Genomic DNA, 16,790 nt, shown 5'->3' on the forward strand with positions numbered 1-16,790 from the left:
TATATTTGTATTGGTTGACCAAATTGGTTAACCAATTTTTAAACAAAAAAGTAAAGCCCTAAATTATGGAAAACAAATATACAAAGGTACTTACCTTCTTACTTCTATTGATAGCTTTTTACAATCACACCTACTCTCAGATTGTAAACAACGAATCGGAATTACAGAATGCTATTACAAATGCATCTGCTGGAACCACTATTACCTTAGCAAATGGAACCTGGACCGATGTACTCATTAATATTAATAAAAACGGTACGCAGACTAATCCAATTACTATTAAGGCAGAAACAGTAGGATCTGTTTTTTTTGAAGGAAACTCTCACGTAAGCATGGGCGGTACTTACATCATTTTTGAAGGGGTAGTTTTTCAAAACCCCTCTAACCTAACCGACAATGGAAGTACGCTAGAACCTGTAATAGAATTTAGAGATTCTAGTAATAATGAATGTGATAATTGTACGGTCACCAATATAAAAATTGATAGTTATAATGGAACCACAGCGCAAGAAGAAGATACCTTTAAATGGATTCTTGTATATGGACAGTATAACGAAATTAGCTATAGCTCTTTTATAGGAAAACATGGTATAGGGAGCATTATTAATGATAACAGAAATGCTACTTCTACGGAGTTTGCAGAACCAGATTTCACTAAAATACATCATAATTACTTTGCTGATCGCACCCCAATAAACGAAGTAAATGAGGATAACGATCAAGATGCTATACGAATTGGAAATAGCAGCACCTCTCTACATCCATCTAACACCGAAGTATATGACAATCTATTCTATAACTGGTCGGGAGAAGTAGAAATTATATCTAATAAAAGTGGTGAAAATAAATACTACAACAATACATTCAAAAATTACCAAGGAACTCTTACGTTAAGACATGGTGATAATTGTGAAGTATACAATAATTATTTTTTTGCTGACAACCGACAATTTTCCGGGGGAATTAGAGTAATTGGAGAAGGTCATAAAGTATATAACAACTACATTGAAGGAGTAAATTCTGAAAAACCAACCGGAGGTAGAACCAAGACAGCTGGTGCCATTAATGTTAGTAATGGACGTCCTAATTCTGCGCTTAATGGATACTATCAAGTAATAGATGCTACCATTGTCAATAATACTTTTGTAAACTGTGATTATGGATTTAGAATCGGAACTAATGTTGGGAGTGATTTAACATTAGCTCCGGAAAATCTTATCGTTGCTAATAACATCATGGTCAATACCAGTGAAAATGCTGTTGACGAACAAACAGTTCCAATAGGCACTTCTGTTTATGAAGGAAATATTACTCAAAATGGATCATGGGATTTAACTAATGGAACCAACAATAACCAAACTGTATCTTCTGGCTTATTGGTAACCGGAACTGATTTTTATAGATTAGCGACTGGCAGTTCTGCAATTGATGCAGCAGTAGGAACTTATTCGTTCTTAACTAATGATATTTTGGACGGGACAAGACCTTCTAATTATGATGCTGGTGCCGAGGAGTTTGGGGCTAATGGAACCAGATTGCCTTATACCGTAAATGATGTAGGTGAAAAAATAGGTTTTGGTTCGCTTGATTTTATTCTTGGTGTTGAAGAAAACACTTTGGCTAGTAAAGGAATCCAGGTCTACCCGATCCCTGCAAAAAACCAACCTTTGACAATTCAATCTAATAACGTCATTGGTTCTATAGAAGTATATGACTTAAGCGGAAGAATTGTTCTTAAAAAACAAATCAATACTAATCTTGGACACATAGAAACTAATAATTTCAGTAATGGAGTTTACATAGCTAAAATACAAGGAGCTTATGGACGTTTTGTGATTCAATAGAGATACTATAACCATAAAACAAACCGCCTTAAATTATAAATATTTAAGGCGGTTTTCATTTGGCTAAAAAAGTCTCCCTAACACTACTCCAAACTGTAACCCATATATACTTTTAAGACTATTCATATTACTTTATACAAAAGTTACAGCAAGCGCTCTTTATTTCTTATAGGTCAAATTGAATTTACTTCGATTAATCACTCTTTTTTACATTTGTAAAGCATAAAAGACAATTGATTTTCTGTTATAAATATTCAATATATAATATCACTCTTTGTTTTTAAAAGTATATTTCACCCCAACATTAAATAATAAATTATTCAAGTATTTTGAACCATCAGAAAACAAACCTGGTGTTTTTCCCCTTTTCGGGCCAAAGTAATTTTCGAAATCAATATATACTGACATTTTTTTATTTACAAAATAATTAAGTCCTACACCTGGATTTACACTCCCATAATATTTTGGATAATCAGTACGTAAATTGCTGGTATAATTTACATACTCACTTTTAGTTTCTATATTATATGCGTAACCCAGTTTAATATTTCCACTTAAATTTTTGTAAATCCTAAATTCCCATTTTAGGTTAATAGGAATAGTAAAAACGTCTCCGTTAAATACACCTGAATATCTAGGACTAGAGAAACTAAAAAATCCAGATCCACCAGTAGCATCTTGATTAAATGAAACTCCCGTTTTAAAATACTTCAGTCTTCCTGATAAACTCCAGTGTTTAGCAAAATAATATTCTACTAAAATTCCACCTTGCAGTGATGTACTAGATTCACCCAAAGAATATGACGTAATCGTATTCGATCCAATTTCAGCTCCGAAAAACCACTTCCCTTTTGGGTTTATAATTTCTTTGCTTTGTGAAGTGATTGCGTTTGATAATAAACTAAAAAGAATAAAAGCTAATAATTTAGATCCTAATATAGCTTGAGCATTTACAAAAACTGTATTTTTTGGTTTTACATCTTTATCCAATACCGGATATGCATCTACTTCAGCACACAATTGCGACTTGAAATAAGACCATAGGTAATGGTATCCATATTTTACATATTCTATCATAATTAAATCGTTTTATTGTTTAGTGATTTAAACATACTGCCTATTGATCAACTACAGTTGTCAAAATTGCAAGTATGAAATTTTAATCTTGTGATAATCATGATCAAATTTTAGGTAATCAATAGAGTCTCCCCAACACAACTCCAAACTGAAATCCATATACACTTTTCACTCCATTTAGATTACCATAGGTAGAAAGCTCTACACCTACTACTTTGTTAAAGACATATCGTAAAGATATTTTTGAGAATCCTCCAATAATTATTTTTTTATTTTCCTTACTTCTCATATAGTCTAGTGAAGGACCTTTAAATCCACCAGGAAAGCAAATTCCACCAAATCCGCAAGAAGAAGCCGGAGAAAACTTTGCTTTATACTCATAATCTTCGCTATATATTATAGAAGGACCACCCATTACTAATATTTTAAGAGATCTCTTTTTATTAAGTGTAAAAGATTTGAACACGTTAGGTGATAGTGAATATAATCTATTGTCTCTCTCACCATCATAAGGAAATCTTTTTTCTATTCCTTCTGGTAGTTCAGTACCTTCAAAATTTTCTATTTCATCGTTTGGAGGAATTCCTTTAGTACTTTCAGGCCTATATGCTGAACTTGTAAAATCAAAACCATATCCCCATCCATTTTTTCGTTCCATCATGATACCCACATAAATATCCAGATCATTACTCTGATCACTTATTACTTTACTGTATCCGTTAGTAAAAGCAATTGGTTTTTTATCAGTCTTTACATCTTGACCCGAACAATAGTTAGAAATGTATAGCAGTAAAACAAATAGGTTAATTAATCTTTTCATTATAAAAATTTTATTGTTTAGTGATTCAAACATACTAGTTCTCCTACATCTAAAGTTGTCAAAAACACAAGCATGAAATTTTACATTTGTGATAATTACAATTCAGAAATCGTAAGTTTACAAACACCAAGTACGGTTGCTTGTGCAGATTTTATGGACTTTTGATCATGTTTGATTTTATTTTGTGGATCAATACTATTGCATTGGGGATTTAGTAATAATAACTCATATTGAAATCTATTATATTCAATAAAAGTAAGAGTCAAACATCTCAATTTATTAACTTTATACGTACTACCTAATAACCTACCTTATAAAGAATACATAACTAAGAAATCGTAAAAAAAGCACCTTATTAAAATGAAGGTGCCTAATTAAATAATTAGCTAAACTCAAAATCAATTCAAAAAATAAGATTCTTATAATATTCCTTAGAATTCTATAAAGTAGATAATAATATTAGTTACAGGTATATTTATTCAGGATAAATGAGCTTCCATTCATTTCCATGAACATCATTAAATTGTACAATCCCGAAATCATAGTCATAGAAAATTTGATTCACATTCTTCTGCATCATGAAATCACAGTATAAAAAATTATCATTTTCACTACTTCCTGAATTAACTGTAATAACATTTGTAAAAAGATGACCATTTATCATCATTTCCGATGTTTGTGTATTATTAAATTCTGTCATAAAGATGTTAATAGGGTTAATAAGATCATCAATGAAGCTAGATGATAACACATTCCATAAAGGAAAATTTATTCCATTATTAAACTCATCGTCTTTCTTTGAAAAAATATAATTTAATTTTGTTCTATCACCAGTTAAACCTGAGCCTATGCAATTGTCAATTATCTCAATCCTTATGATTTTATCATCATAAGAATGTTCAAAAATTCCGCCGCCAGAAAATGTTCCTCTTGAAAATGATTCACTAATTCTTTGTTCATTAGAAATTACATTAAATTCAATAGTTTCATTTTCTTGATTTTTATAAATTATTTTTTGACCTGCTGCATAATCATAGTCTATTATTAATTCTTTTTCATCAGAATTAAATTGATAATAAGGTTCTCTTGGACTATCATCATCACTACTACAGGCGATAAAAAGAGTAAGTGTTACGAAAAAATATAGCGTTTTAAATAAATGTTTCATATTCAATTTGTTTATACGAGTAATGTTTCTTTTGCTTGTTATTAGGAACGAAATAAATAGTTCAATAAATCTTCTTATGATAATATTGCTTTAAAATTCTTTAGCTATCTAAACATAAGAGCTATCCACCAACTTCAGTTATCACAAAGGTGAAATTTTGTATTTCCGTTAATGATAATCCTAATTCAAAAAATAAAAAGTGCCTTAATTTATAAGTATATAAAGCGTTCTTATGAGACTAAAAAAGTTGATACGTAATTCCGATTTTATGAGATCTTATTCCTATACTTCGATTCTCTTGTGTATCGATACCGGCGAATTGCGATAAATAACTCACTACCAATCGTTTATACCGATAGCTTACCATACCTCCAGTAATTGACGCATCTGTATCTCTAATGGTGTTTAATCCTAAGAACACACCTAAACTTACAGAGTTATTGGTGTTAATTTTATATACCGCTTCACTTTCTGTAATAATGGTGAAAAAAGATTTCTTATTATATATATTATAATCTTGAAAAGTGATATTGTCAATTTCTTCTAATCTATCCTGATAAGGCCCAAACTCATAGCTATACATAACTTTTAGCCCTATAGGTCTAAACTCGAATTTAGAAGTGGATACCCTAAAATTAACCCCTGCCTTTAGTCCTACGTTATAAAAATCCAGCTTTTCATCTAAAGCTATAATAGGAAGACCCGTAGTAATATCTAATTCCTCCCCTTTAAAGGTAAATGTACCATATGCCGCACTACCACCATAAAAGAAGTTCAACCACTTTTGTGAAAAAGATTTGTACACATCTAGAGATGCCACAGTTTTTCTGTCATCTTCCTCTTGTCTAAATTGTTGTTGTCTTGCTATATCTATGGCTCCGGAAGCATAGATTGCAGAGGTATTCTCTCCTTCATATAAGGGTTTTGCGATGTATGAATTTACCGAGCCATAACTGCCTGTTGTATAGGCTTTGGACAATCTAGAGACCGAACAACTAGTTATGGATTGAACTACTATTAAAAGTATTCCTGCTTTAATACATTTTCTCATCATAATATTGCTTTTTAAAGTGTTTAGTGGATCAAACATACTTGCTATTAGCTAACTACAGTTACCAAAAACACAAGATTGAAATTTTGCTGTTGCGATAATCGCAACTTGAAAATCACATGTTCATCAAGACCAAGTAAGATCACTAATACAGACTCAACATACTTTTGTGGAGGTTTGATCATATTTTGTGGATCAACAATACTTTAGAAAGGATGTAACTATAAAATATCACGCTCATTCTTACCTATTAAACACCTTATTCGTTCTAATTGACCCTATATTCTTTAGAACATTTACCGAAAAAAACTATCATACTGCATCTAGAATCAAAAACCAGTATTTTCTTGCGATAATTACAAATCATAGAACTTGATATAAAAAAACACCTCCAAAATATGAAGGTGTCCTTGTGATAATAATACCGATTATAATTTATAGCGTATTTCCTAACTGTTTCAAATGAGATAGATGCGATATCACTCCTCCGAGATAAGATGTTTGATTAGGTATAATATTATTACTTAGTAAAGTCTTATACAGAATCTTATTAAGCGCCGGATAGTACATATGATGAACATGAGGAAATAGATGATGTGCGATATGATTATTGAACCCTCCGAAAACAAAATTTGCTATGTTACTAAAAGGATAAAAATCATTAGAACTTTCTATTTGGTTCATAAGCCAAGAAGTTTTTATAAACCCAGAATTATCAGTCTCCGGATAAACAACACCCTCAATATGGTGTGTCATAAAAAAGGTAAACAATAAAAATAAGGATTGTATTAAATGCATTACAAGAAATCCCGTTAAGATCACATACCAATTATGTTTCGTAAAAAATAATGGCACAATCAATATATAGGCTATGTAAAATATTTTCTGTAGCCAAAAAGAAATCTTATATCCAGTCGTTTTAGTTTTTCCAGTAATTGTTTTACTAAAGAATAGTTTAAAATCCTTGATACATACCCAAAACAAAGAATATGTAGTATATAAAACAGGAGCATACCAATGTTGAAATTTATGAAACCATTTGATACGTGAACCAGGAACTACCCTAATAAGATTTGTAATCTCAAGATCCGTATCATACCCTTCTACATTAGGCGCATGATGATGAGATGTTACGTGCCTATCTTTCCAAGCTTCTGCATGTGCTCCAACCATAGTATACAATAACACGAAAAAGGTATGATTCAGCTTTTTACTTTTAAAAATTGTATTATGAGAAAAATCGTGAGCAAAATTAAATGCAAATAACAAGGAAATCAGTCCAAATAGCACATAAGTCATAATCAGCATAAACGGATTGCTTACATTATATAGACTTACATATCCTATTGTAGTTAACGTCAAATAAACGAATCCTTTAAAAACAAGCTTCTTTCTAAATCGATAAGAACAAAAATTTAATTTCTCATTAACCTCTTTCTGAATGGAAAGGAATAATTCTGTATCAGATGGATTATATATATGTTTAGATTTCATAAGACACAGGTTTAAATTCTTGTTGCATCCCCATTTTCTTTAGAAATCTAAAATGTGATCGTAATGCCTGGGTATATGTCATTTCCATATATGTGATACCATACTTTCTAGCTACTTCTCTAAATACAGGTAGTAATTTTATATAATGTACATGACAGATATTAGGAAGTAAATGATGTAAAGCGTGTGCATTAAAACCACCTAACGTCCAATTTAAAAAAACACTATTCACATTATAATCGACAGAAGTACACATCTGTAACTTAGGCCAACTCATGGCAAGTTTCCCTTCTGAATCAGGCTCAGGATGTGCTACATAATCTGATAAATGTGATACTCCTAATACTGCTGTGAATATTATTGATACTAAAAAATGATTTAAAAGAAATGCTACTAAAATGTATTCCCAACCAAAGGGCAATAGTATACTAGGAATCACAACCATATAGGTAATGTATACTATCTTAAAAAAGATAAGTTTAATAACCTCCCAAGTTGGAATAGTAACTTTAATCGTTCTACTAGAGCGATTAAAAATCATTAAAAACTCTCTGAATAAAAACCAGTTGAGGGAATAGAACAAATACAAAAACGGAACATACAAGTACTGAAATCTATGATACCATTGTATATCCTGATTCGGTGTCATTCTTACAAGTGGATTATTAAGAACATCTATATCACTACCTTCTATATTGGTATACAAATGATGAGACTCATTATGATTTTTGCCCCATACATATGCGTTATTTCCTTGTAAGTTAAAGCTTAATTGAAATAAAAGCTTATTCCAAAATGTACTTTTTACAGCAACTCCATGTGCAGCATCGTGCGAGACATTAAATGCATTTAATAACACAGATATTCCTAAACCAATGTAAAGAATAAAGAATGTACCTAAGTTAGATGAGGTAAGCATTAAAAAATAAAACACAAATACTAAGGTAAAATACATAACTATTTTAAAAATCATCTTTCTATTTCCAGTTTTATCTATTTGATTACTTTCAAAATAATTTCTAATTCGTTCATTTAGCTCCTTATAAAAGTCTGAGCCCTCATCTTTAGAAAATTTTATTTTTTTCATAATTATTTATTTTAAAATTTGACAAATTCATACCTACGTGATACTCAAAAGCAATTGCTTCAGTATCTCGATAGTATTGACTATTATATTGGTATGATTAGTTATATAAACAGATTGACCAACCCAAAGACTAAGATTATGCTTTAGGCTGATCAGAATCTTGATTCTTATTTTTTCTTTCTTGAAGTAATATCTCTAAAGACTCCCATTTTCACACTTCCGGTTTTCGACAAAAAAACCAATAGTTGTTCTTTTCCTGAACGCACATTTATTTTTTGAGTTCGCCAATGCTTTATAAATGAAAGTAATGAATCAACTCTATTACTGGATGAAATACTAAAAATCCCATCCTTAAGCGATCCTTTTATATATTTTGAAATCTTTTGAGTTTCTGATTTCATTAAACTAATTTTTAAAGTCTCTTTATCCATTAGTTTAATACGTGTATATAATTTTTCTTTTACTGGAATAAGACCAACCAAGTCTCCAGTAAGTACATAAAAAGCTTCGAATCCATAATCCCCTTCGAGGCTTAAGTTGCTAGTGATTTGCATAATTAAGATGTTTTTGATTTCACTTTTTTCTTAGAAAATTGCCAATTGATAAAAGGTAAAGATCTTCTGGCATTTCTATTCCAAAGACCAAATTGAAAACCTCTTTGATCAGTACTTTTATTAAATAACCCCAACTGAATACCGTTAAACTTTCCTGCTACATTTGAGATTGCAACCTGTAAACCATTGCCACCAGCAGAAATATTAGCTAAAGCAGAAACTTGAACACCATTAAAATCCTCTGAACCATTTACAATAGGAGCTAGAGATATTCCGTTTAAATCATTAACTATGGATACTAAAGATATGTTTAAGCCACTAAAATCTGTTCCTTCATAAAACCCACCGACGCTTAAATTCAAACCATTCATTGATAATTTAACTTTATTAGATTTATTATTACTGTCTAGCACATGGATTCCGCTACTATTATCATACGTTAAACCTACTGGTAATAACTTAAAAGGTATCTCTAAGCCAAAAGTCATTAATAATAATGGAGCAGGATGAATTACATCGATATTAACCCCATTGATTCTTTGATGTTCTATTTTCCTATTCCCATAATGTCCAACGCCAAATACCAAACCATTTACTTGTGATACATTAGAATGAATAGGAGAAAAACTAAATGACTTCACTTTTCCTGAAATAGTATCTAACTTATGCTCTTGTCCAAAAGTTATTGTCGTAAAGAAGAGCACCATTAATATTACAATTTTGTTTTTCATTTTTCTTGTTTTTAAAAATTCGACAAGTCAAAACTATTGTGATAATAGCAACACAATAGGCAATAATCACGAATAGAAATTTATTTTTTTGTGAAAATCGCAAAATATAAAGAGTAGATTTTACTATTTGTGAAAAACGTAATAATCACAAGGGGCGATCTATTTATTTGCGAAAATCACAAAATTAACTTATTTTTCTACTTTACTTTTCCATTCCATAACATCATCAATACTATTAAAATCAAAAAATGATACAGGAAAGCTTCTTAGAACTTATAAAAAAACAAATCAACTCTAAAAATTCTCTGATTGATGAAGTAGCTACCGCTTTAGATATTAGCTATGACGCTGCTCACAGAAGAATCAGCAAAAAAAGTAAATTATCATTAGAAGAAGGAGTTACATTAGCTAAATACTTTAGTTTATCTATCGATCAATTATTCTCTAGTGAGGATGAGCATATCGTCGCAGTAAAAAAGACAGCTCCAGTTCGGGATATGGAAAGCCTTCTTGCTTATTATGAGAACTCCTATAACTCTTTATCGCCTCTTATAAACAATAAGGATGTAGAAATGATTTATTCTGCTAAGGATTTACCCATTTTTTATACATCTGATGATAATTTACTTTCTAAATTTAAAATGTATGTTTGGTTAAAAATAATGGATTCTGATCTTGGTGATGTCAGATTTACAGGTTTTAATCCCTCTTTATCACTTTTAGAAGCTGCAAAACGTTTGGGTAACATGTATAATGACCTGAACTCCATAGAAATATGGGATATCACTACTATAAATAGTACTCTAAAACAAATACACTTTTATTTTGAATCTAATTCACTCACCTCTAAGGATGCATTAGAAATATGTGATGATCTTCAGAAATTGATTCAACAAATTTCTAAAAAAATAATTGATCAAAAAGATAATTTTAAGTTCTATTACAATGAGTTATTACTTATGAATAACCGTGTATTAGTAAAAACACCATCGGAAACATCGTTATATGTTCCATTCACTATACTATCATATTACAGAACAAATGATGTGATTACTTGTAATCAAGCAGAACATTTTTTGAACATACAAATGGATGGTTCTAAATTATTAAGTACTGCTGGTGAAAAGGAAAGAAATCTATTTTTTAATAAGATGTACAAAAAAATTGACGCACTCCGATCCCTTATCGCTGCCAAAAATGTACTTGAATTCGAATAAATTTGTAAACATTTAGATATAATCCCGACTAAGTACATAAGTTTTTTGTTGATGAAAAAGGGTGATAAAAAAAATAATTTTACTTTTTTGTAACATTTTCGTAACAACATACGTATAATAAATAAAAGCAAAGCCCTAAAGTATTCACATAATAAAATTTCAAGGATAACATAGATGAGACAACTTAAGATTACGAAGCAGGTAACGAATCGTGAGACTGCATCGCTGGACAAGTATTTGCAAGAAATAGGAAAAGTAGATCTTATTACTGCTGATGAAGAGGTAGAATTAGCTCAGCGAATAAAAGCGGGAGATGAGAGAGCCCTTGAAAAATTAACTAAAGCGAATTTACGATTTGTGGTATCTGTTGCAAAACAATATCAAAATCAAGGACTTACTTTACCAGATTTAATTAATGAAGGTAATTTAGGATTGATTAAAGCCGCAAAGCGTTTTGATGAGACCAGAGGTTTTAAATTTATATCATATGCTGTATGGTGGATTCGTCAATCTATCTTACAGGCTTTGGCAGAACAGTCTCGTATTGTTCGTTTACCTTTAAATAAAATTGGATCTATTAATAAGATCAATAAAACTTATGCATTCTTAGAGCAATCTCACGAACGTCCACCAAGTGCAGAAGAAATTGCTAAAGAACTGGACATGACTATAAATGACGTTAAAGAGTCTATGAAAAACTCTGGTCGTCATGTAAGTATGGATGCTCCTTTAGTAGAAGGAGAAGACTCTAACCTTTATGATGTATTAAATTCTGGTGAGTCACCTAATCCAGATAGGTCTTTATTACACGAATCTCTTCGTACAGAAATAGAACGTGCTTTAGAGACACTAACACCAAGAGAAGCGGATGTGATCCGTTTGTATTTTGGTCTTGGAGATCAACATCCAATGACGCTAGAAGAAATTGGAGAAACTTTTGACTTAACACGTGAGCGTGTTCGTCAAATTAAAGAAAAAGCTATTCGTAGATTAAAACATACATCTCGTAGTAAAATATTAAAAACTTATTTAGGATAACTTTTAATTTCCTAAATTGCGATTACAAACAGTTTATAACATAACTGTTCGTTTTTTGATTGATGAATGACCTCCGGCTGATTACCGGAGGTTTTTTCATGAGGTATATTTTTATTTCAATTACGGAAAAACAGTAGCCCATTTGTTTTCAAATTATTAAAATCTTAAAAGCATCTTTTTTTTTATCAAAAAACTGTACCTTTAAGTAAGAACCAAACATCATGTGGCAAACCATTAGTTATGTAAGTACGGCCAACCAATCCTTAACAAATGCTGAAGTAAATGAACTATTCAAATTTGTTAAGCTAAATAACGACAACCAAAATATAACTGGAATATTAATGTATTCTGATGGGAATTTTTTCCAAGTTCTAGAAGGAAAACCTAATCTAATACAAGATCTTTACAAAAAAATACTTCTAGATACCAGGCATTATAATGTTATTAAAATTTTTGATCGTGCAATAACAAATTGTTCATTCTCTGAATATCATTCTTCGTTTAAAGTTCTTGGTCAAAAATATGACCATAAAGAGCTAGATCACTTTTTAGAAGAAGAAAAATTCCACAACCCAGATAATTATAAGAATATTTCTTACTTAATTAATCAATTTATGAAGCTTTCTTAAAAACAATATAGTATATTTTATGTTTCACTCGCACCATACATCTTTTATGCATTTAATAACTAACAAAAACTTTAACATAAATTTTCCCCAAAAAAAGAGTACCTTTAAAACAAGATGTAAAATATATGTGGCAAACAATAAGTTATGTAAGCACGGCCAATCCGTCCTTAACAAATTCTGAAATAAATGAACTATTCGAATTTGTTAAGCTAAATAACGACAGTCAAAATATAACCGGAATATTAATGTATTCTGATGGAAACTTTTTCCAAGTTCTAGAAGGCGAAAAAGACTTAATACAAGATCTATTCGAAAAAATACTATTAGATCCAAGGCATTATGATGTAATTAAAATTTTTGATCGAAAAATACCTAATTCTTCATTTTCTACTTATCATTCTTCTTTTACAGTTCTTGGTCAAAAATACAACCACAAAGAATTACAACACTTTTTAAAAGAAGAAGAATCATATAATCCTGATAATTATAAAAATATTTCTTACCTCGCTAATAAATTCATGAAGCTTTTATAAAACCGCACAATTCATTTTGTTCTTTTTACCAGTAACAGCAAATCTAACTAGTCATTAAACAAAAGTTAAACAATAAATTTAACATAAATATTCCCTTATTTTAGATTAAATTTAGGTTAAAAAGTTATGTGGCATACGATATCTTATGTAAGCACTTCATCTAAGTTATCTGACTTTCAGATTAATGAATTAATGCATCAATCTAAACTAAAAAATGAGGATTTAGGTATTACTGGGATCTTAATGCACTCCGGTCAAAATTTTTTTCAAATACTTGAAGGGGATAAAAATATCATACAAGAGCTTTATATAAAAATAGAAAGAGATATAAGACACTCCAGTTTAATCAAAATATTTGATAGACAAATTAGTGTACCTTCTTTTAAAAGTTTCCACAATTCTTACGCTACGGTTCACAGAGAAAAAGATTTTACAGAGCTACAGCAATTCTTAGAGGCAGAAAAGTCTTATAATCCAAAAAATTTTAAAAACATTTCCTACCTGGCTCATAAATTTATGAAGCTCTCTTAGTATCCCATTTAAAAGTTAAGTAGTACTTTTGCGAGAAACAACACAATTTTATGGCTTCAAAATTAATTGCCCCTTCAGTACTAGCAGCTGATTTCGCTAATTTACAACGTGATGTAGAAATGATTAATCATAGTGATGCTGATTGGTTTCATATTGACATTATGGATGGTGTTTTTGTTCCTAACATCTCCTTTGGGATGCCTGTTTTAAGGGATATTGCTAAGCACGCAACAAAAACCATTGATGTACACTTAATGATTGTAGATCCTGATCGATATATTAAGACTTTTGCTGATTTAGGAAGCAATATTCTTACCGTTCATTATGAAGCTTGTACTCATCTACACAGAACTCTGCAAGCAATAAAAGCGGAAGGCATGAAGGCTGGTGTAGCTATAAATCCTCATACCAATGTAAGTTTACTTGAGGATACTATTAAAGATATTGACCTAGTATGTATTATGAGTGTCAATCCAGGTTTTGGAGGGCAATCTTTTATAGAAAACACCTATAAAAAAGTAAAACAACTTAAAGAAATCATTGATCGTAATAATGCGAGTACATTGATCGAAATCGATGGAGGAGTCACTAATAAAAATGCTAAGCAATTAGTTGATGCAGGAGCAGATGTATTAGTTGCAGGGAGCTATGTTTTTAAAAGTGAAGATCCAATCCAGACTATAAAAGGACTGAAAGAGATAATTTCTTAATGAAGCATATTGATCTCATAATAATTGGTGGAGGCCCAATCGGCATTGCGTGCGGTCTCGAAGCGAAGAAAAAGGGGCTAGATTATCTTATAATAGAAAAAGGTCCTATTGTAAATTCTCTTTTTAATTATCCTGTAAACATGCAGTTCTTCTCTTCTTCAGAAAAACTGGAAATTGATGAAATACCATTTATTAGTAATGAATCAAAACCTAAAAGAAATGAGGCATTAGAATATTATCGTAGGATTGTTACTTCTAATAATTTAAATATCCATCTTTTTGAAAAAGTAAACTCTGTACATAAAGAAGAAAATATCTTTCGTATAAAAACGGAAAAACAAGAATATACAGCTTCCTATATAATTCTGGCAACCGGATTTTATGACATCCCGAATACGATCAACGTTCCGGGAGAAGAGCTATCAAAAGTTTCACACTATTATAAAGATCCTCATTTCTTTGCAAAACAAAAATTAGCTATTATCGGTGCTAGTAATTCTGCAGTGGATGCCGCTTTAGAATGTTATAGAAAAGGAGCTGATGTAACTATGATTGTTAGAGGTCCAGAAATTGGTAGACGTGTAAAATATTGGGTGAAACCAGATATCGAAAATAGAATTGCAGAAGGAAGTATAAAAGCATATTACAACGCTACAGTTAAAGAAATACACCCTCAGAAAATCATACTAAACACTCCTGACGGAGAAGTTAGTGTAGATAATGATTATGTGTTAGCATTGACCGGTTATACACCAAATTTTAATTTTCTTGAAAAAATTGGAGTTCAACTTTCTGATGATGAAAAAATGTATCCCAATTATAACGAGGAAACCATGGAATCTAACATTGATAATCTATACCTGGCCGGGGTAATATGTGGCGGCATGGATACTCATATATGGTTTATAGAAAATTCTAGAATACACGCAAAAACAATCATAAAACATATAATTTCAGGAAAACAAAATGTTTCATAAAAATCCTGTTTCTACATTTAAAAAAAGATCCGAAAAATGGTATTTGGATCTTAAGAACTACAATCAGGAAAGTCTATATTACAAACCCTCTTCTGACCAATGGTCTCTTGCAGAATTATATGATCATATTATGCGTGTGGCGAAGACTTACCAACTTCCAAATTTTCATAAATGTATAAAGAATGACATTAAAAATGGGAAACCTAAGAACGGCGCAGCATATTTAATATTTAATCTGAATATCATTCCTTCTCGTAATATCAAAATGGAATCTTTTCCTTCTAAAATTGTAGTTGACTTTACGCCCGAAATATTAGAAAGAGATAGATTAGAAAACAACTTTAAAGAATTCATAACAGAAACAGTATCCATGGGAGATCTAATAAAGAACTGTGATACAAAAATAAAGCATAATCACCCATTCTTTGGGATGATTAATGCTATAGAATGGTTTTCTCTGATCGAAATACATATGCGTCACCACGAACGTCAAAAGAAACGATTAGAATCTATATAACAAAGGCTATCTTAAATTAGATAGCCTTTGTTATATAGATTATTTCTTATTTATTCAGATAGATTTCTTTTTTAATCATTAGATAAAATACTAAGGATATACCAGAAAAGTAACATTAGTGAAGCGAACAACCCTAAAGATGCACCCACATATTGATCCTCAGAATATTTATGAACCATATTAGAAGTCTGATATAATATAGAACCAGACGCCAAAATTACCATTCCTACACTAAACCACAATCCAAGATTAAATCCAAATAGTAATCCAGCTACAATTAAACCTAATGCAATAAAAAAGCCAATTGTTAGCATTGACTTAAGAAAAGAGAAATCTTTTTTGGTTATCAAAACAACTCCAGATAATCCTGTAAACAAAGCCAATGTTAATATTGCGGCCTGATTCAATATATTCGCTCCTCCATTCTCTGCAATCATCATTGCTATGCCAATCAAAGGAATAAAAATAAAAGCCTCAGCTACTACATATAAGAGAAGACCTAAATATTGTTTGTTTATATCATGTGTTTTGTGTGCCATTTTCTCAGCATAATTTGTTGCCAACATAAACCCTCCTAACATAAGCAACCATCTCCATCCTTGCGTCATCGAAAACGCAAAGTTTACTAAAGGCTCAATCTGAAAAAACACCCATTCTACAATCACGAATAACAATACTGCCATCGCCAAATGCGTATACGTTTTTTTATAAAAAGCCACTCTTTTTTCATCAGTAAGTGAACTTACTACAGGTGCTACTTGCTGAAATTCTTCCATGTTATTCTTTTTTATTAAAATTATTTAGTTAAGATA

The 16,790-nt window shown here is 30.8% G+C and carries 18 protein-coding genes; 9 read left to right on the top strand and 9 right to left on the bottom strand.

What is annotated here, in order from left to right; genetic code table 11:
- The first annotated feature begins 65 nt into the window (after nucleotides 1–65).
- Nucleotides 66–1,844: a chondroitinase-B domain-containing protein gene (locus Q0829_RS06430; RefSeq protein ID WP_298541305.1), complete on the top strand. Its 1,779-nt coding sequence runs from the start codon at nucleotides 66–68 to the stop codon at nucleotides 1,842–1,844.
- Nucleotides 1,845–2,111: 267 nt separating this feature from the next.
- On the opposite strand, the gene Q0829_RS06435 is transcribed toward Q0829_RS06430, so the two are convergent.
- The 8 genes from Q0829_RS06435 to Q0829_RS06470 all read right to left on the bottom strand — a co-directional run bounded on the left by Q0829_RS06435 (nucleotide 2,112) and on the right by Q0829_RS06470 (nucleotide 9,826).
- Complete coding sequence (locus Q0829_RS06435; RefSeq protein WP_298541307.1) at nucleotides 2,112–2,921, bottom strand: outer membrane beta-barrel protein; 810 nt, start codon at nucleotides 2,919–2,921, stop codon at nucleotides 2,112–2,114.
- Between the two features lie 118 nt (nucleotides 2,922–3,039).
- Nucleotides 3,040–3,741 carry a hypothetical protein gene (locus Q0829_RS06440; protein WP_298541309.1) on the bottom strand — a complete coding sequence of 234 codons (702 nt, stop codon included), beginning with the start codon at nucleotides 3,739–3,741 and terminating at the stop codon, nucleotides 3,040–3,042.
- Nucleotides 3,742–4,216: 475 nt separating this feature from the next.
- Nucleotides 4,217–4,909, bottom strand: a complete 693-nt coding sequence (locus Q0829_RS06445; RefSeq protein ID WP_298541311.1) for a hypothetical protein — start codon at nucleotides 4,907–4,909, stop codon at nucleotides 4,217–4,219.
- A gap of 238 nt (nucleotides 4,910–5,147) precedes the next feature.
- Nucleotides 5,148–5,963: a hypothetical protein gene (locus tag Q0829_RS06450; protein ID WP_298541313.1), complete on the bottom strand. Its 816-nt coding sequence runs from the start codon at nucleotides 5,961–5,963 to the stop codon at nucleotides 5,148–5,150.
- 432 nt (nucleotides 5,964–6,395) lie between these two features.
- Nucleotides 6,396–7,454 carry a fatty acid desaturase gene (locus Q0829_RS06455; RefSeq protein ID WP_298541316.1) on the bottom strand — a complete coding sequence of 353 codons (1,059 nt, stop codon included), beginning with the start codon at nucleotides 7,452–7,454 and terminating at the stop codon, nucleotides 6,396–6,398.
- Nucleotides 7,444–8,541 (bottom strand): acyl-CoA desaturase, encoded by a 1,098-nt coding sequence (locus tag Q0829_RS06460; RefSeq protein ID WP_298541319.1) that lies wholly within the window; start codon nucleotides 8,539–8,541, stop codon nucleotides 7,444–7,446. The genes Q0829_RS06455 and Q0829_RS06460 overlap by 11 nt, the downstream gene beginning before the upstream one ends.
- A gap of 167 nt (nucleotides 8,542–8,708) precedes the next feature.
- Nucleotides 8,709–9,095: a hypothetical protein gene (locus tag Q0829_RS06465; RefSeq protein ID WP_298541321.1), complete on the bottom strand. Its 387-nt coding sequence runs from the start codon at nucleotides 9,093–9,095 to the stop codon at nucleotides 8,709–8,711.
- A 2-nt stretch (nucleotides 9,096–9,097) separates the two neighbouring features.
- Nucleotides 9,098–9,826, bottom strand: coding sequence for a hypothetical protein (locus tag Q0829_RS06470; protein ID WP_298541325.1), 729 nt, complete (start codon nucleotides 9,824–9,826; stop codon nucleotides 9,098–9,100).
- A gap of 248 nt (nucleotides 9,827–10,074) precedes the next feature.
- On the opposite strand from Q0829_RS06470, the gene Q0829_RS06475 reads away from it, so the two are divergent.
- The 8 genes from Q0829_RS06475 (at nucleotide 10,075) to Q0829_RS06510 (ending at nucleotide 15,978) form a co-directional block, all read left to right on the top strand.
- The gene (locus Q0829_RS06475) at nucleotides 10,075–11,043 is read left to right on the top strand and encodes a hypothetical protein (RefSeq protein WP_298541327.1); all 969 of its coding nucleotides are present in this window, start codon (nucleotides 10,075–10,077) and stop codon (nucleotides 11,041–11,043) included.
- 174 nt (nucleotides 11,044–11,217) lie between these two features.
- Complete coding sequence (locus Q0829_RS06480; RefSeq protein WP_027395748.1) at nucleotides 11,218–12,081, top strand: sigma-70 family RNA polymerase sigma factor; 864 nt, start codon at nucleotides 11,218–11,220, stop codon at nucleotides 12,079–12,081.
- 221 nt (nucleotides 12,082–12,302) lie between these two features.
- Nucleotides 12,303–12,710 carry a BLUF domain-containing protein gene (locus Q0829_RS06485; protein WP_298541329.1) on the top strand — a complete coding sequence of 136 codons (408 nt, stop codon included), beginning with the start codon at nucleotides 12,303–12,305 and terminating at the stop codon, nucleotides 12,708–12,710.
- A gap of 125 nt (nucleotides 12,711–12,835) precedes the next feature.
- Nucleotides 12,836–13,243: a BLUF domain-containing protein gene (locus tag Q0829_RS06490; RefSeq protein WP_298541331.1), complete on the top strand. Its 408-nt coding sequence runs from the start codon at nucleotides 12,836–12,838 to the stop codon at nucleotides 13,241–13,243.
- 126 nt (nucleotides 13,244–13,369) lie between these two features.
- A complete protein-coding gene (locus Q0829_RS06495; RefSeq protein WP_298541332.1) occupies nucleotides 13,370–13,774 on the top strand; it encodes a BLUF domain-containing protein in 405 nt (134 codons plus the stop codon).
- 50 nt (nucleotides 13,775–13,824) lie between these two features.
- A complete protein-coding gene (gene rpe, locus Q0829_RS06500; protein WP_298541333.1) occupies nucleotides 13,825–14,484 on the top strand; it encodes a ribulose-phosphate 3-epimerase in 660 nt (219 codons plus the stop codon).
- Nucleotides 14,484–15,461 (top strand): YpdA family putative bacillithiol disulfide reductase, encoded by a 978-nt coding sequence (locus tag Q0829_RS06505; RefSeq protein ID WP_298541335.1) that lies wholly within the window; start codon nucleotides 14,484–14,486, stop codon nucleotides 15,459–15,461. Before rpe ends, Q0829_RS06505 begins: the two co-directional genes overlap by 1 nt.
- A complete protein-coding gene (locus Q0829_RS06510; protein ID WP_298541337.1) occupies nucleotides 15,451–15,978 on the top strand; it encodes a hypothetical protein in 528 nt (175 codons plus the stop codon). Before Q0829_RS06505 ends, Q0829_RS06510 begins: the two co-directional genes overlap by 11 nt.
- 71 nt (nucleotides 15,979–16,049) lie before the next feature.
- On the opposite strand, the gene Q0829_RS06515 is transcribed toward Q0829_RS06510, so the two are convergent.
- Nucleotides 16,050–16,754, bottom strand: a complete 705-nt coding sequence (locus Q0829_RS06515; protein WP_298541340.1) for a Bax inhibitor-1 family protein — start codon at nucleotides 16,752–16,754, stop codon at nucleotides 16,050–16,052.
- Nucleotides 16,755–16,790: the final 36 nt, after the last annotated feature.

Origin of the sequence: uncultured Aquimarina sp., from assembly GCF_947492405.1 — a bacterium.
Lineage (GTDB): Bacteria > Bacteroidota > Bacteroidia > Flavobacteriales > Flavobacteriaceae > Aquimarina.

Excerpts from the sequence above, each read along its gene's own strand:
- Q0829_RS06430 (WP_298541305.1), top strand. The coding sequence starts at position 66 with ATGGAAAACAAATATACAAAGGTACTTACCTTCTTACTTCTATTGATA.
- Q0829_RS06435 (WP_298541307.1), bottom strand. The coding sequence starts at position 2,921 with ATGATAGAATATGTAAAATATGGATACCATTACCTATGGTCTTATTTC.
- Q0829_RS06440 (WP_298541309.1), bottom strand. The coding sequence starts at position 3,741 with ATGAAAAGATTAATTAACCTATTTGTTTTACTGCTATACATTTCTAAC.
- Q0829_RS06445 (WP_298541311.1), bottom strand. The coding sequence starts at position 4,909 with ATGAAACATTTATTTAAAACGCTATATTTTTTCGTAACACTTACTCTT.
- Q0829_RS06450 (WP_298541313.1), bottom strand. The coding sequence starts at position 5,963 with ATGATGAGAAAATGTATTAAAGCAGGAATACTTTTAATAGTAGTTCAA.
- Q0829_RS06455 (WP_298541316.1), bottom strand. The coding sequence starts at position 7,454 with ATGAAATCTAAACATATATATAATCCATCTGATACAGAATTATTCCTT.
- Q0829_RS06460 (WP_298541319.1), bottom strand. The coding sequence starts at position 8,541 with ATGAAAAAAATAAAATTTTCTAAAGATGAGGGCTCAGACTTTTATAAG.
- Q0829_RS06465 (WP_298541321.1), bottom strand. The coding sequence starts at position 9,095 with ATGCAAATCACTAGCAACTTAAGCCTCGAAGGGGATTATGGATTCGAA.
- Q0829_RS06470 (WP_298541325.1), bottom strand. The coding sequence starts at position 9,826 with ATGAAAAACAAAATTGTAATATTAATGGTGCTCTTCTTTACGACAATA.
- Q0829_RS06475 (WP_298541327.1), top strand. The coding sequence starts at position 10,075 with ATGATACAGGAAAGCTTCTTAGAACTTATAAAAAAACAAATCAACTCT.
- Q0829_RS06480 (WP_027395748.1), top strand. The coding sequence starts at position 11,218 with ATGAGACAACTTAAGATTACGAAGCAGGTAACGAATCGTGAGACTGCA.
- Q0829_RS06485 (WP_298541329.1), top strand. The coding sequence starts at position 12,303 with ATGTGGCAAACCATTAGTTATGTAAGTACGGCCAACCAATCCTTAACA.
- Q0829_RS06490 (WP_298541331.1), top strand. The coding sequence starts at position 12,836 with ATGTGGCAAACAATAAGTTATGTAAGCACGGCCAATCCGTCCTTAACA.
- Q0829_RS06495 (WP_298541332.1), top strand. The coding sequence starts at position 13,370 with ATGTGGCATACGATATCTTATGTAAGCACTTCATCTAAGTTATCTGAC.
- rpe (WP_298541333.1), top strand. The coding sequence starts at position 13,825 with ATGGCTTCAAAATTAATTGCCCCTTCAGTACTAGCAGCTGATTTCGCT.
- Q0829_RS06505 (WP_298541335.1), top strand. The coding sequence starts at position 14,484 with ATGAAGCATATTGATCTCATAATAATTGGTGGAGGCCCAATCGGCATT.
- Q0829_RS06510 (WP_298541337.1), top strand. The coding sequence starts at position 15,451 with ATGTTTCATAAAAATCCTGTTTCTACATTTAAAAAAAGATCCGAAAAA.
- Q0829_RS06515 (WP_298541340.1), bottom strand. The coding sequence starts at position 16,754 with ATGGAAGAATTTCAGCAAGTAGCACCTGTAGTAAGTTCACTTACTGAT.